A 15,487-nucleotide genomic window follows, 5' to 3' on the forward strand; every position below is an offset into this window, starting at 1 on the left:
GGAGGCAGATGACTTGAAGGAACATTACTATGTAGCCCTTGATATCGGCTCATCCAGTATTAAAACAGTCGTCGGTGAGAAGTTTCACGATGGGGTCAACATCATCGGAATCGGACAGACTTTCACCGATGGTATATCCAAAGGGATGATCACGGATTTTGACTTGGCTAAAAGTGCAATAAAAGATACAGTTAAAAAAGCAAGCATTTCATCAGGGGTGGAAATAGACGAAGTATTTTTGAAGATGCCGATCACCGATTCGGAAATCAAGTTCGGTGAGGAGGCGATCCGTTTCGGCGGAGAATCGACTGAAATCAATGGTGAACATATTGAAAGCCTGCTTGAATCATTAAGGGAAAAGGAACTTGGAAACGACCTCGAAGTGGTGACGGTGTTCCCGGTTCATTTTATCGTGGACGACCTGCACGAAGTGAAAGACCCAAAAGAGATGGTGGCAACACAGTCGCTTGCGGTCAAGGCAGGCATCATCCTGATCAACCGCACCCTTTTGATCAATATGGTCAAGTGTGTGGAGGAATCCGGGCTGACCGTCCTTGATGTCTATTCGGACGCTGTGAACTATGAGCATGTCCTGACGGACGCGGAGGCCGAGCTTGGCAGCGTGGTGATCGACATCGGTGCAGACCTCACACAGTACGCCTATTTCGAACGCGGTGCGCTGGAGTATGCATCAAGCATACCTGTCGGCGGCAACCTGATCAGCAGCGACCTCTCACAGGCGTTCGACACACCCTACGATATTGCCGACAAGATGAAAAACCAATACGGACATGCCTTCTTCGATATGGCAAATGATGAAGATATCATCCGGCTGCCGCAGATCAACAGTGACGATGCAATCGAAGTGACGCCGAAGGACCTTGCGGACATCATAGAACTCCGCCTCGAGGAAATGCTGCTCGGTGTTTTCGAAGACCTGCAGCGCAAATCCATCAACAAGGTGAGCGGGGGCTTCATAGTGACGGGCGGCACGGCGAACCTGCTCGGGATCAAGGAATTGATGCAGGACATGGTCTCTGAAAAGGTGCGCATACACATTCCGAATCAGATGGGTGCAAGGAAACCGGAATTTTCAAGTGCCATTTCCACGATCAGCAGTGGAATTTCATTTGATGAGCTGCTGGAATATGTTACAATTGGTAATTATGACACGGCAACAGAAACTGTCTCTGCTGAAACTCCGGAAGACACCGATTCAAACTTCTTCAGTGGTTTATTCAAAACTAGAAAAGATAAGAATGATGCAGTGGAAAGACCGGTTGAAGCCGAGCCGGTCCAGCATGAGAAAGTCCAGGATGATTCGGAGTATGAAGAGTACACCGATTATTCCTATGAAGACGATAAAAAAGTGAATGACAACTCCGGAGAGAAACGGCCGAAAGAATCAAAAGACGTCAGTGGCTATATGAAAAAGTTATTTAAGAATCTTTTTGAATAAGATGAATCATTGGGAGGAAAAACAAGATGTTAGAATTTGAGCAAGGCTTCAACCATTTGGCAACACTTAAAGTTGTTGGTGTAGGTGGCGGCGGGAACAACGCCGTGAACCGGATGATCGACGACGGCATGCAGAATGTCGAATTCATAGCAATCAATACGGATGGCCAGGCTTTGAACTTATCAAAAGCGGAATCCAAAATACAGATCGGCGAGAAATTGACGAGAGGTCTGGGGGCAGGTGCAAACCCGGACATCGGCAAGAAAGCGGCCGAAGAATCCCGTGAACAGATTGAAGATGCAATCCAGGGCGCGGACATGGTGTTTGTCACTGCCGGCATGGGCGGCGGTACGGGTACAGGTGCAGCACCCGTCGTTGCCAAGATCGCAAAAGAGATGGGCATCCTTACGGTCGGTGTCGTTACACGTCCGTTCTCCTTTGAAGGCAGGAAGCGCCAGACACAGGCGGCAGCAGGTGTCGATGCGATGAAGGCGGCAGTGGATACGCTGATCGTCATCCCGAATGACCGTCTCCTTGACATCGTTGATAAATCCACACCGATGATGGAAGCGTTCAAGGAAGCCGACAACGTACTCCGCCAGGGTGTGCAGGGTATTTCAGACCTCATCGCGGTGAGCGGTGAAGTGAACCTGGACTTTGCCGACGTCAAGACAATCATGCAGAACCAGGGCTCGGCACTGATGGGCATCGGTATTTCAGCCGGCGAAAACCGTGCGGTGGAAGCGGCGAAAAAGGCCATTTCAAGCCCGCTGCTTGAAACTTCGATCGTCGGTGCACAGGGTGTGCTGATGAACATCACCGGCGGTGAGTCACTGTCACTGTTCGAAGCACAGGAAGCGGCGGACATCGTCCAGGACGCGGCTGACGAAGACGTCAACATGATCTTCGGTACAGTCATCAACCCGGAACTGGAAGACGAACTCGTCGTCACGGTAATCGCTACAGGCTTCAATGAAAAAGGTGTGAACCGTACACCGGACAGGGCACCTGCAGAGGAGAAGAAGGAGTCCTTCAACTTCACGAATGTTGAGGAAGAGCCGAGAAGATCCCGCAGCCTGCAGAGGGAAGAAGAGCCGACCATCAGCAATTCACAGGACGACGATTACGAAGTGCCTACTTTCTTAAGAAACCGTAATCGCCGCAGACGATAATAATTTTTGGGGAAGTCAGGAGGGCGCGCCTTTCTGACTTCTTTTTTGGGGTGAAGCTATGAACCAGTTTTCTTTTCAACCGCACGAGCATCATTATGGCAGCAGGGCAGGCGGCCGCCTGTTCGGATATACGAAACGGACCGGGGGCGTGAGCCGTTACCCGGAAGACAGCTTCAATATGGCACTCTACATCGGTGATGAAAAAGAGAATGTGAATCATCACCAGGATATGCTTGCGTCGGAGATCGGCATCGCACCGGACAACTGGGTGCTGCCGGTCCAGAAGCACGGCGGCAATGTCGCTGAAGTGACGGCGGAAGACCGGGGTGTGAATGTCAGGGAACTGACGGATGCACTGGATGATGTCGATGCGCTGTATACTTATGACCCGGATGTCCTCCTCACCATGAACTATGCGGACTGCGTGCCGGTCTACGCTTTCAGCATGGTCAACGGATTCACAGCCCTCATCCACGCGGGCTGGAAAGGCACTTCAAAAGAGATACTGATCAACACTCTGAATGAATACGACGGCCATCCGTCGGATCTTGTCGTGATCATCGGCATCAGCATCAACCAGTCCTGTTACGAAGTGGACGACCGGGTGATCGATGCGCTTCAGGACGATCATCTGAAAGGTGCCGTCACCGAAACGGAAAGCGGCTTTCAGCTGGATTTGAAGACGGTCAATAAAAACCAGGCGGAATCGTTCGGGGTGGACCCGGGGAACATCCACATCACGCCGATTGGTACGGAAGATACGGATGAGTTTTTCTCTTTCCGCCTGGAGCACGGGAAAACCGGCCGTGCATTAGCATTTATAGGGAGAGTATCAAATGATTAAAGAGAATTTTAATGCGATAAAAGAAGGATTGCCCGATGATGTGAAGATCATCGTCGTGACAAAATATCATACAGTCGAAGAGGCGCTCGAAGCATATGAAGCGGGCGTCAGGGATTTTGGCGAGAATCGTGTTGAAGGATTTTTGGAAAAACGAAAAGCACTTCCTGAAGATGCGGATGTCCACTTCATAGGGACGCTGCAGTCGAGGAAAGTGAAGGATGTGGCGGAACATCTCACCCATCTGCATTCGCTTGACAGGGAAAGTGTGGCAAAAAGAATTGAACAACACGCACCAAGTGCGGTAAAATGTTTTATACAGGTCAACGTCTCGGGAGAATCATCCAAGCATGGGCTCGATCCAGAAGAAGTGCAGCCCTTTTTGGAAGAGATCTCCGGGTACGGCAAGGTGGAAGTGGTCGGCCTGATGACCATGGCCCCTTTGACTGATGATGAAGAAGTGTTGAACGCCACATTCGGCCGATTGAAATCTTTGAGGGATGAGCTGCAGGAATCCCATCCCGGGATCACCGAGCTCAGCATGGGCATGAGCAACGATTATGAAATTGCAGTGGAGCATGATGCCTCCTACATAAGGATCGGTTCGAAAATAATGGGAAGCAGGTGATTGTCATCGCTATAAAAAACTTTTTAAAAGATTTTTTTGTTGTTGAAGTTGAAGAGGAAGTGCCGTCCGGAGCCGAACAACAATCAAAAAAGCCGGAGGCTGCGGCGAGGAGTAATGTAAAGCCGGAAGACGCAGGCAGCAAGGTCACGAGGCTTGATTTATCCAAAAACGGCAGCACACAGCCGGTCAGCAAAATTAAAAAGGAAGATGACGAGAAGCAGTCCCGCCCATTCTTTAAAAAAGAACGCCAGAAACCAAGGCAGACACCGAAAAAGAAATACGCACCAGACAAGAGTAAGGAGACCACTTTGATGAACACTGAGAACAGAAACGCAAAAGTGCATTTATTTGAGCCGAGGGTTTTTTCGGAAACACAGGATATTGCGGATGAATTGAAGAATGAACGTGCAACTCTTGTGAATTTATCCAAAGTGGATGCGGCCCCTAAAAAGAGGATCGTCGATTTTCTGAGCGGAACCGTCTATGCTTTGAACGGTGATATACAGAAAGTCGGCAGCGACATCTTCCTCTGCACACCTAAAAGTGTCATCGTCGAAGGTGAAATCTCATCAGATAAAGAAAACCCAGATGAAACGTAAGGAGCATTATTTTGGATAAATCATTAGTACTTGATATCATATATTTAATTTCCAACATCACTCTAATCTTTCTCCAGCTGTTCAGGTGGGGACTGATCATCTATATACTGAGTTCATGGCTGCCGGCACTCAGGGAGTCATCATTCGGCCAGTTTTTGGGCAAGATCTATGAACCGATCATGGAGCCTTTCAGGAAGGTCATCCCGCCGCTCGGCGGCATGCTGGACCTGTCACCAATCCTTTTATTCGTGGTGCTGTGGCTGTTCCAGATCGGTCTGGTTGAAGTGTTCAACGCATTAATTTCATTTGTCGTCGCATTTTAATGTACAATCACGGTGATATCCTTTATCCCCGTGATTTTCAAGTTAAGGAGCATTCATTGTGAAAGAGATATTCCAACATTTCAGGCCGGAAGAAAAAGAGAAGATCATAAAGTTCAACAGCCGCTTTGAGACGGCTGAGCAGGATTATTATCCGGTGCTGCTCGATTTCCTGGATCCACGCGAACAGAGCATAGTGGAGAGCATCTCGGGGCATTATCCCGGCATCAGGATTGAATTTTACGGCGGGGGTGCCTCCCATGGCCGCGAACGCATGCGTGCCATGCTTGTGCCGGAGATGATTGAAGTGGCGCCTGACGATTTTGAAGTGATGGTCCTCGAGCTTGAATATCCGGAGAAATTCGTGGATTACAGCCACCGGAATATACTCGGGGCGATCATGAATGTCGGGCTTGACCGAAATCTGATCGGTGACATCGTCATCGGGGAGCGGATCCAATTTGCCATCGCCCGGCCGTATTTCCAGATATTCGAAACGGAGCTCACCACGATCAAGAATGCGCCGGTCACCCTGCGTGAGGTGCCGCATGAATCGTTCATGGACATCATCGATGACGGTGCGGCTGAGACCATACTGATCTCAAGCTTCAGGCTCGACACCGTGACCGCCGAGATACTGAAAGAGGGCAGGGCCAAGGCGAAGAACAGGATTGAAAAGATGAAGGTCAAGGTCAACCACACGGTGGTGACGAACCCCGCGATGGTGCTTGAAGCAGGCGATGTCGTATCAGTGCGGCATTTCGGCCGCTTCAAAGTGACGGAACTGCTGCATGAGACGAAGAAGGGCAAGTTCAGGGTGAAGGCGAAAGTATACAAAAGTGATTAAGAGGTGAAGGACTATGGAAGCGAGCGAAAGAACGGGTAAAAAGTTTTCCACGGTGTACCGGGGGCTGGATGAAAAAGAAGTGAGGGACCACCTCCGGAAAATCCAGGCCGAAATCGACGAGCGGGATAAGCGGATCGCACAGCTTGAGGAAATGCTGGATGAGCGTGAAGAGAACATCTCAAGCTTCAGATCCGTCGAAACGAGCATCAATGAAGCGATACTGACGGCCCAGAGGGCGGGCGATGACATGAAGGAGGCCGCAAGGGAGCGTGCCAATGAAATCATCGCGGCAGCAGAGTCCGAAAGGGCGAGGATCATGGATGAGGCGATGAGCAGGGCACGCCATATCGGCAGCCAGACGGAGGATATGAAACGCCAGTCGAAAGTGTTCAGGGCACGCTTCAAGATGCTTGTCCAGGCGCAGCTCGACCTGCTTGAGTCGGATGACTGGGATTATCTACTGGATTACGACCTCGACAATGAGGACCGTGCACGTGACATAGTCGGGGACGAGGGAAATAATGACGGGTAAATATTGACGAATCGTCATTATTTTAGCATAATGTATATATTGTTAGACACGCAGGATGCGGGAGGCTTTTAAAGCGACCGGGGGATGGTGAGAGCTCCGGATGCACGGCATTTTGACATCACTAATGATTCACTATGAATATTATCGATCGAGATGACTCTGACTACGGGTCAATAAGGGTGGTACCGCGGAAAATTTCGCCCCTGTTGATTCAGTTGGAGTTTTTTTATTTAGGAAAGACATTTGAATATGGGAGAGTGGAAAATGGATTACAAAGATACATTGCTGATGCCGAAGACCAAGTTTAAGATGCGCGGCGGCCTGATCAATAAAGAACCCAAGATGCAGGAAGACTGGCGCGAAATGAATCTGTATGAAAAGAAACTTAAGATGAACGAGGGCAACACGCCTTACATACTTCATGACGGCCCGCCCTACGCCAACGGCGCGCTCCATATGGGGCATGCACTCAATAAGATCATCAAGGACATCATCATCCGCAACAAGCAGATGCAGGGCTATTATTCACCGTACGTACCCGGCTGGGATACGCACGGCCTGCCGATCGAACAGGCACTTGCCAACAAGGGCGTCGATAGGAAGAGCATGACGACCGAGGAGTTCAGGAACAAGTGCATCGAGTTCGCGAACAGCCAGATCGATGCGCAGCGTGAGGGATTCAAGCGCATGGGCATCGACGGTGAGTGGGACGACCCGTACCTCACCTACAAGCCGGAATTCGAAGCATCCCAGATCAGGGTGCTTAAGGATATGGTGGAAAAAGGCCTGATCTATAAGGGCAAGAAGCCGATCCACTGGTCGCCTGCAAGTGAATCCTCACTTGCGGAAGCGGAACTTGAATATATGGACAAACGTTCGCCTTCGATCTATGTTTCCTTCAAAGTGGCGGACGGGAAAGGTGTGCTGGAATCAGGCGTGAACCTCGTCATCTGGACGACGACACCATGGACGATTCCATCCAACATGGCGATCGCGGTCCATCCCGAACTGAATTATGTGCAGTTCAGCTATGAAGGTGCCGAGTATGTCGTGGTCGAGGATCTGCTGGATCATCTGTGCGAGGAGGCGGGCTTCGATAAGGAGAAGGTCACGCGCACGAAGGAATTCAAAGGTGCAGAACTCGAATATGCCGAAGCGCAGCACCCGTTGTATGACCGTACGAGCCTTGTCGTACTCGGTGACTACGTCACGACGGATGCCGGTACGGGGCTTGTGCATACGGCGCCGGGCCATGGTGACGATGACTTCATCGTCGGCCAGAAGTACGGCCTGCAGGTGATGAGCCCGCTGGATGACAAAGGCGTCTTCACCGATGAAGCGGGCAAATATTCAGGACTCTTCTATGATGATGCAAATAAAGTCATCACCGAGGACCTGGACGCAGCCGGCGCATTATTGAAATTGAACTTCTATACGCATTCGTTCCCGCATGACTGGCGCACGAAGACACCGGTGATATTCCGTGCGACACCGCAGTGGTTCGCATCGATCAACGGTGTGCGCAATGATATACTGCAGGCGGTCGAAGATACGAAGTTCCAGGTCGAATGGAACAAAAAGCGCATGTACAACATGATCAAAAACCGCGGCGACTGGGTCATCTCCCGCCAGCGTGTATGGGGCGTGCCGCTGCCGTTCTTCTATGCGGAAAACGGCGAGGAGATCGTCGATGTCGATGTGATCGAGCATGTGGCGCAGCTGTTCGAGGCGCACGGCTCCAATGTATGGTTCGAGCGCGAGGCAGAGGAACTGCTGCCTGAAGGCTATACGCATCCGGGCTCGCCGAACGGCAAGTTCACAAAAGAGACCGACATCATGGATGTATGGTTCGACTCCGGTTCGACGCACAGAGGTGTGCTCGACTACCGCGACTACCTGACTTATCCGGCGGACCTCTACTTTGAAGGTTCCGACCAGTACCGCGGATGGTTCAACTCATCCATCATCACGAGTGTCGCGACGAAAGGCCACTCGCCTTACAAGGAACTGCTGAGCCACGGCTTCGTCATGGACGGCCAGGGCAAGAAGATGTCGAAATCACTCGGCAATGTCATCCTGCCTGAGAAGGTGATGAAGCAGATGGGTGCAGACATCATCCGACTGTGGGTCATGTCTTCTGACTTCGAGGAGGATGTAAGGATTTCAGACGATATCCTGAAGCAGGTTTCCGAAGTCTACCGCAAGATCCGCAACACGTTCCGCTTCATGCTTGGCAACGTGGATGACTTCAATCCGGAGACGGATGCTGTGGATTATGATGATTTATTTGAAATCGACCAGTTCATGCATCAGCGGTTCAACGAGATGATCAACCTGATCCGGGATGCATACGAGCGTTATGATTATGTGACGGTGTACCAGTCGCTGCAGAACTTCATCAACGTCGACCTGTCCAACTTCTATCTGGACTACGGCAAGGACATCCTCTATATAGAACAAATGGATGCGCCGATCCGCCGCAGCATGCAGACGGTGCTCTACAAGATCCTGACCGATCTCAATAAACTGCTCGCCCCGGTGCTCGTCCATACGGCGGAGGAGATCTATCAGCACACGCCGCATACGGAAAAAGAGAGCGTGCATCTTGAATATCTGCCTGAGAAGGCGGAAGTGGATACTGCACTCGTCGAGAAATGGCAGTACTTCCTGAAAGTGCGCGATGATGTATACCGTGCACTTGAAGTGGCACGGAATGAAAAAGTGATCGGCAAATCCCTCGAGGCGAAAGTTTATGTGACCGAGCCGAAGGAGATTAAATTCGAGAACCTGCACGGCAATCTGGAGCAGCTCTTCATCGTCTCCCAGGTCGAAGTCGCAGACAGCCTTGAGGACGGTACGGAATATGAGACGGTCACCGTCAAGGTGGAGCACGCGGAAGGCGAACGCTGTGAGCGCTGCTGGAACTATTCCACTGCAGAAAGCATCACAAGCGGCGAAGATGACATCTGTCCAAGGTGCCGCAGTGTCGTCGATGCACAGTAGGGGGATATGATGAAAAAATACAGACTCATGCCGATGGGACTGCTCGCAGGCGCCATGATCGGCCTGGACCAGCTGACGAAAAACCTTGTGGTGAGGAATATGGAAATAGGGGAATCCATCCAGGTCATCGATGGATTCCTGCGCCTGACATCGCACCGCAACTCAGGTGCCGCCTGGGGCATGTTCCAGGGCCAGATGCTGTTTTTCTACGTCGTTACCGTCGCCGTCGTGGCGATGCTGATCTACATCTATAAAAAAGAGGCAAAGAATAACCTGCTCATGCAGCTCGCACTGACGATGCTGCTTGCAGGTGCGATAGGGAACTTCATCGACAGGGTGCTGTTCCAGGAGGTCGTGGACTTCATCGATGTCCTGATCTTCGGATACGACTTCCCAATCTTCAACGTGGCCGACAGTGCACTGACGGTCGGCGTCATACTGATGCTGATCGAGTTTTTCTTCATGGGACGGAGTGATGACAATGAACAGAATAACAGCCGGGCATAATGATGCAGGTGAACGCCTCGACCGTTACTTGAGCACGGTGGTGCCGGACTCCTCAAGGAGCGATATGCAGGGCCGCATCAAGGCAGGGATCGTCAAAGTGAACGGTGAAACCGTCAAGCCCAATTATAAAGTGAAAGAAGGCGATGAGATCATCGTCGAAGAACGCGAACTCGTCGATTCCGACATCGTGCCGGAGGACCTTGACCTCGATATCATCTATGAAGATTCGGATGTTGCCGTCGTCTACAAGCCGAAAGGCATGGTGGTCCATCCATCGGCCGGGCACACCGGCGGCACGCTCGTGAACGGACTGATGCATCAGCTGGATGAACTGTCCGGCATCAACGGTGAACTGCGTCCGGGCATCGTGCACCGGATCGACAAGGATACGAGCGGACTTTTGATGGTGGCGAAGAATGATGTCGTCCACCGCAATCTCGTCGAGCAGCTCGTCGACAAGAGCGTCACAAGGAAATATACGGCACTCGTCCACGGTGTGATCCCGCATGGCAAGGGCACCGTGGAGGCGCCGATCGGCAGAAATCCGCGCGAGCGCCAGGAGATGGCCGTCGTCGATGACGGGAGGGAAGCGGTGACGCACTTCAATGTGCTGGAACGCTTCAAGGATTATACACTCGTCGAGTGCATACTTGAAACAGGACGGACGCACCAGATCCGTGTCCATATGCAGTACATCGGCTATCCGATCGCAGGCGACCCGAAGTACGGGCCGCGGAAAACGATGGATGTGGGAGGGCAGCTGCTCCATGCCGGAGTTGTGGGATTCACGCATCCCGTGAGCGGCGAGCGGCTGGAATTCTCAGCCGGTCTGCCGGACGACTTTGAAGCTGTTCTGGAAGAAATGAGACGTGTGGAGAAATAGAGAGTGGAGAGAACGCAAAATCCTTTTCGGATTTTGCGTTTTTTTATTTTGGGGGAGGGGCGGGAGGAATCTGCTTATTCGCAATGAATGTCAGGCCTGAATGAGCAGGTACGGGAGGAATCTGCTTATTTACAGTAAAAATCATCCCTGAGTGAGCAGGCGCAGGAAGAATCTGCTCATTCACAAGAAAAATCACACCTGAGTGAGCAGGCGCAGGAGGAATCTGCTTATTCACAGTAAATATCACGCCTGAATGAGCAGGCGCAGGAAGAATCTGCTCATTCACAAGAAAAATCATCCCTGAGTGAGCAGGCGCAGGAAGAATCTGCTTATTCGCAAGAAAAATCACACCTGAGTGAGCAGGCAGCGGAGTCGGTTCTTTATTCTCAGTAAAAGTCACGACTGAAAGATCAATAAAAATTCACCCACCCGAATAAAAATCCACCTCATTAATCCTTGACATTGCTTTTCAACAGGGCTATGCTTATAAACAATACGAACGACAACCGAATATTATGAAAATGTCTTTAAAACCGGTCCCGTGAGGCCGGCAAGGCATGATATAAACGAGGACAAGTCTGTCTGCCGACGAGCACCTGCGGGTGCTTTGTCTGCGGCCGGTCTGTTTCAAGGGATACGTATATACTCATGCCGCCCGGCATGGGTATTTTTTTATGAAATTTATGGAGGTTAAAACAATGAAAGAGCGTACGATTCTCGACGAGGCACAGATCAGCCGGTCGTTGACGCGCATGGCGCACGAGGTGCTGGAGAGGAACAAGGGGACGGAGAACATCATCCTCCTTGGAATAAAGACCCGCGGCGAGTTCCTGGCAGACAGGCTGCAGGATAAGATCCGGCAGATCGAGGAGGTCGATGTCCCGACGGGCACGATCGACATCAGCAACTACCGGGATGATAAACCGGGCCAGAGGGTGAATGATGAGGATATCGTCATCGACACGGACTTAAACGATAAGCATGTCGTCCTTGTCGATGATGTCCTCTTCACCGGCCGCACCATCCGGGCGGCGATGGACGCGATATTGAACTCGGTGCGGCCTGCCAAAATATCCCTCGCCGTTCTGATCGATCGCGGGCACAGGGAGCTGCCGATCCGGGCAGATTACGTGGGCAAGAACATACCGACGGCAAAAGATGAAAGCATCAACGTCGCGCTGGAAGAAGTCGACGGGAATAATGCAGTGACTTTGACGGAACAGGAGTAAAGAGATGAGAGAAAAACAACCGACGGACCACCTTTATGAAAGAAGTTTTGAACCGAAGCTCGATGTGCATGAAAAGCCGAAGATGTCCCAATGGGCGCTCTTAAGTTCGCAGCATCTGTTCGCGATGTTCGGAGCGACGGTGCTCGTACCGTTCCTGACCGGGCTGCCGGTGAGTGCAGCCCTCATCGCAAGCGGCATCGGGACGCTCCTCTACATATGGATCACAAAGGGCCAGATACCGGCATACCTCGGGTCAAGCTTTGCCTTCATCCTGCCGATCACGATCGCGCTCGGGGCGAACACTCTCGGCGAAGTCTTGACGGCGCTGTTCTTCAGCGGTGTGCTCTACGTGGTCATCGGGGTGATCATAAGATTTTCGGGCACGGACTGGCTGATACGCATGCTGCCGCCGATCGTCGTCGGACCGGTCATCATGGTGATCGGCCTCGGGCTCGCGCCGGTTGCGGTTGATATGGCGATGTACACGGATTCTGGCAATCAGGAAGGCTACAGCCTCACCTATATCGCGATCGCCGTCATCACCCTCCTCATCACAGTGGCGGCCTCCGTATTCCTAAAAGGTGTGCTCGGCCTGATACCGATTCTGATCGGCATCGTCGGCGGATACATAACGGCAGTGCTTTTCGGTGTGGTGGACTTCACACAGATCAGGGAGACGGGCTGGTTCATCCTGCCGGATGTGCATATCCCGGGGCTCGCATATGAACCGTCGATCAACATCGGCCTCTTCATCGTCATGCTGCCGATCGTCTTCGTCACCGTATCCGAGCATATCGGACACCAGGTCGTCATCAACAAGATCGTCGGACGGGATTTCTTCAAAAAACCGGGACTGCACCGGTCACTGATCGGTGACGGAGCTGCGACGATGTTCGCAAGCATCATCGGCGGACCGCCGACGACGACTTACGGGGAGAACATCGGCGTGCTCGCAATCACCCGGGTGTTCAGCATATGGGTCATCGGTGGTGCGGCCGTATTCGCTGTGATACTCGGCTTCGTCGGCAAGTTCACCGCACTGGTGCAGTCGATACCTTCACCGGTGATGGGCGGGGTCTCGATACTGCTCTTCGGGATCATCGCGGCAAGCGGCCTCAGGATCCTGATCGATGCACAGATCGACCTCGACAATAAAAGGAACCTCGTCATCGCATCGGTCATACTGGTCGTCGGCATCGGCAAGGCCCATCTCGACTTCACGATCGGGGACATCCCATTCAACCTTGAAGGCATGGCCCTCGCAGCACTTGCAGGCATCATATTAAACGCGGTATTACCTAAGGAGGCGGCAGTCAATGAATAATCTGTTGACGGTGGAGTCGTTGGATGAAAATGAAATTCTTTCACTGATCGAACGGGCTTTGGCTTTCAAACAGGGGGAGGCTCCCCGGAAGTTCCAGGATAAGACCGTTGTGAACCTTTTCTTTGAAAACTCCACACGGACGAGGATGAGTTTTGAAATGGCGGAGTTCCGCCTTGGCATACATGCGATCCCCTTCGATGCGGATACAAGTTCCGTCCAGAAGGGTGAGAGCTTATACGATACATGTAAGACGCTTGAAGCGATCGGGGCGGACGTGCTCGTGATCCGGCACGGCGATACAAGGTATTTCGACACACTCACAGATGTCAATGTGCCGATAGTGAACGGCGGGGACGGCAGCGGGTCGCACCCGACGCAGTGCCTTCTCGACCTGATGACGATATATGAAAACTTCGGGCGCTTCAAAGGATTGAGGATCGCGATTTCAGGCGACATCTCCCACTCGAGGGTCGCCCACAGCAACTACCAGGCACTGACCAAGCTCGGCGCGGAAGTTTATTTCTCAGGGCCGCGGGAGTGGCAGGATCCGGGCTTTGAAGATGCCTACATCGACTTCGATGAAGCGGTCGAGACGTGTGACGTGCTTATGCTGCTGCGCGTGCAGCATGAACGGCATTTCGTGCAGATGACATTCTCGAAGGAAGGCTACAATGCAGAATACGGCCTGAACCCCGGGCGGTACGCGAAGATGAAGGATGAGGCGATCATCATGCATCCGGCACCGGTGAACAGGGATGTTGAAATCTCCTCGGAACTGGTCGAAGCGGAGAAGAGCCGGATATTCAGCCAGATGCAGAACGGTGTATACATGCGCATGAGCATATTGGAAAACATTTTAAAGGAGAAAAATTGATGCTATTAAAAAATGGTGTGGTACTTCATGATAACGAACTGATTGAACAGGATGTCCTGATCGAGGATGGAAAGATCAAAGCGGTCGGCACGGATTTGGACTCGGACGGAGAGACGCTCGACCTTGCAGGCAGGCTGATCACGCCGGGCCTCATCGATGTGCATGTGCACCTGCGGGAGCCGGGTTTCGAACATAAGGAGACGATCGAGTCGGGCACGAAGGCGGCGGCACGGGGCGGATTCACTTCGATCTCGCCGATGCCGAACACAAATCCGATCACGGATACGGTCGAGCGGCTCGAGCATGTGAATGCCATCATCGAAAAGGACGCCCATACGAAAGTCCTGCCGTATGCATCGATCACCGAAGGACTGAAAGGTGAAAGGCTTGCAGATTTTAAAGGGTTGAAAGAAGCAGGGGCATTCGCCTTCACCGATGACGGCGTGGGCGTGCAGAGTGCGGATATGATGTTCCGGGCGATGGCAGCGGCGGCGGAGATCGATATGCCGATCGTCGCCCATACGGAGGAGAACACATTGATCCGCGGCGGTGCGATCCATGACGGCATCACAAGCGAAAAGCTCGGCATCCCGGGCATCCCGTCGGCGACCGAGTCCGTGCAGATTGCGCGTGACATACTGCTTGCCGAGGCGGCAGGCTGCCACTATCATGTATGTCACGTTTCGACCAAGGAGAGCGTGCGCATCATCAGGGACGCAAAGCGCGCGGGCATCAATGTGACTGCCGAAGTGACACCGCACCATCTTGTACTGGATGAAACGGACATCACTTCAAAAGACCCGAACTTTAAAATGAACCCGCCGCTCCGCGGCGCAGCGGACAAAGAGGCGCTGATCGAGGGCCTCCTCGACGGCACGATCGACTTCATCGCAACGGATCATGCACCGCATCATGAAGATGAGAAGGCGGTCGGCATAGAGACGGCACCCTTCGGCATCGTCGGCATCGAAAATGCATTCCAGCTGTGCTACACGAAGCTCGTCAAGACCGGAATCATCACGCTGCAGCAGCTGGTGGACTGGCTGACGGCTGCACCGGCGCGGGTATTCAACCTGGAAATGGGAGCTTTATTGCCGGGCAGGGATGCGGACATCACCGTGATCGACCTGGATGAACAGTATACACTGGATAAAGAAGAATTCTTATCAAAATCAAAGAACACACCGTTCGACGGGGCGGAGCTCACGTCGGATATATACATGACCATCGTGGATGGTGAAATCAAATATCAAATGGAGGGAAAATAAT

Annotated in this window: 16 protein-coding genes; 15 read left to right on the plus strand and 1 reads right to left on the minus strand. The window is 52.2% G+C overall.

Going from position 1 to position 15,487, the window contains the following annotated elements; all coding sequences use genetic code 11:
* The first annotated feature begins 13 nt into the window (after window positions 1-13).
* The 11 genes from ftsA (at window position 14) to CRN96_RS00905 (ending at window position 10,791) form a co-directional block, all read left to right on the plus strand.
* A complete protein-coding gene (gene ftsA, locus CRN96_RS00855; protein WP_097038179.1) occupies window positions 14-1,459 on the plus strand; it encodes a cell division protein FtsA in 1,446 nt (481 codons plus the stop codon).
* A gap of 26 nt (window positions 1,460-1,485) precedes the next feature.
* Complete coding sequence (gene ftsZ, locus CRN96_RS00860) at window positions 1,486-2,631, plus strand: cell division protein FtsZ (protein ID WP_097038181.1); 1,146 nt, start codon at window positions 1,486-1,488, stop codon at window positions 2,629-2,631.
* 58 nt (window positions 2,632-2,689) lie between these two features.
* Window positions 2,690-3,475 carry a purine nucleoside phosphorylase YfiH/LACC1 family protein gene (locus tag CRN96_RS00865; RefSeq protein ID WP_097038184.1) on the plus strand — a complete coding sequence of 262 codons (786 nt, stop codon included), beginning with the start codon at window positions 2,690-2,692 and terminating at the stop codon, window positions 3,473-3,475.
* Complete coding sequence (locus CRN96_RS00870) at window positions 3,468-4,100, plus strand: YggS family pyridoxal phosphate-dependent enzyme (RefSeq protein WP_097038186.1); 633 nt, start codon at window positions 3,468-3,470, stop codon at window positions 4,098-4,100. The genes CRN96_RS00865 and CRN96_RS00870 overlap by 8 nt, the downstream gene beginning before the upstream one ends.
* Window positions 4,097-4,699: a cell division protein SepF gene (locus CRN96_RS13430; protein WP_281254108.1), complete on the plus strand. Its 603-nt coding sequence runs from the start codon at window positions 4,097-4,099 to the stop codon at window positions 4,697-4,699. The genes CRN96_RS00870 and CRN96_RS13430 overlap by 4 nt, the downstream gene beginning before the upstream one ends.
* An 11-nt stretch (window positions 4,700-4,710) precedes the next feature.
* Window positions 4,711-5,022: a YggT family protein gene (locus tag CRN96_RS00880; RefSeq protein ID WP_425442490.1), complete on the plus strand. Its 312-nt coding sequence runs from the start codon at window positions 4,711-4,713 to the stop codon at window positions 5,020-5,022.
* A 58-nt stretch (window positions 5,023-5,080) separates the two neighbouring features.
* Window positions 5,081-5,866, plus strand: coding sequence for a YlmH family RNA-binding protein (locus tag CRN96_RS00885; protein WP_097038189.1), 786 nt, complete (start codon window positions 5,081-5,083; stop codon window positions 5,864-5,866).
* A 13-nt stretch (window positions 5,867-5,879) separates the two neighbouring features.
* Entirely contained in the window at window positions 5,880-6,398 is a 519-nt protein-coding gene (locus CRN96_RS00890) for a DivIVA domain-containing protein (protein ID WP_097038191.1), read from the plus strand.
* 264 nt (window positions 6,399-6,662) lie between these two features.
* A complete protein-coding gene (gene ileS / locus CRN96_RS00895) occupies window positions 6,663-9,401 on the plus strand; it encodes an isoleucine--tRNA ligase (RefSeq protein WP_097038193.1) in 2,739 nt (912 codons plus the stop codon).
* 6 nt (window positions 9,402-9,407) lie between these two features.
* Window positions 9,408-9,908 (plus strand): signal peptidase II, encoded by a 501-nt coding sequence (gene lspA / locus CRN96_RS00900; RefSeq protein WP_097038196.1) that lies wholly within the window; start codon window positions 9,408-9,410, stop codon window positions 9,906-9,908.
* Window positions 9,877-10,791: an RluA family pseudouridine synthase gene (locus CRN96_RS00905; RefSeq protein ID WP_179647063.1), complete on the plus strand. Its 915-nt coding sequence runs from the start codon at window positions 9,877-9,879 to the stop codon at window positions 10,789-10,791. Before lspA ends, CRN96_RS00905 begins: the two co-directional genes overlap by 32 nt.
* 43 nt (window positions 10,792-10,834) lie before the next feature.
* Here the strand turns inward: CRN96_RS00905 and CRN96_RS00910 are convergent, their stop codons facing one another.
* Window positions 10,835-11,191, minus strand: a complete 357-nt coding sequence (locus tag CRN96_RS00910; RefSeq protein ID WP_097038200.1) for a hypothetical protein — start codon at window positions 11,189-11,191, stop codon at window positions 10,835-10,837.
* A gap of 298 nt (window positions 11,192-11,489) precedes the next feature.
* Here CRN96_RS00910 and pyrR point away from each other — a divergent pair, with 298 nt between their 5' ends.
* Genes pyrR through CRN96_RS00930 form a run of 4 tightly spaced genes read left to right on the plus strand, consistent with a single transcriptional unit; the run spans window position 11,490 to window position 15,486 of the window.
* Complete coding sequence (gene pyrR / locus CRN96_RS00915) at window positions 11,490-12,020, plus strand: bifunctional pyr operon transcriptional regulator/uracil phosphoribosyltransferase PyrR (RefSeq protein ID WP_097038202.1); 531 nt, start codon at window positions 11,490-11,492, stop codon at window positions 12,018-12,020.
* Between the two features lie 4 nt (window positions 12,021-12,024).
* The gene (locus CRN96_RS00920) at window positions 12,025-13,344 is read left to right on the plus strand and encodes a uracil-xanthine permease family protein (protein WP_097038204.1); all 1,320 of its coding nucleotides are present in this window, start codon (window positions 12,025-12,027) and stop codon (window positions 13,342-13,344) included.
* Entirely contained in the window at window positions 13,337-14,218 is an 882-nt protein-coding gene (locus tag CRN96_RS00925; protein WP_097038206.1) for an aspartate carbamoyltransferase catalytic subunit, read from the plus strand. The genes CRN96_RS00920 and CRN96_RS00925 overlap by 8 nt, the downstream gene beginning before the upstream one ends.
* Window positions 14,218-15,486: a dihydroorotase gene (locus CRN96_RS00930; RefSeq protein ID WP_143544269.1), complete on the plus strand. Its 1,269-nt coding sequence runs from the start codon at window positions 14,218-14,220 to the stop codon at window positions 15,484-15,486. Before CRN96_RS00925 ends, CRN96_RS00930 begins: the two co-directional genes overlap by 1 nt.
* Window position 15,487: the final 1 nt, after the last annotated feature.

Source organism: Salinicoccus kekensis (assembly GCF_900220995.1).
In the GTDB taxonomy this organism is placed as follows: Bacteria; Bacillota; Bacilli; order Staphylococcales; family Salinicoccaceae; genus Lacicoccus; species Lacicoccus kekensis.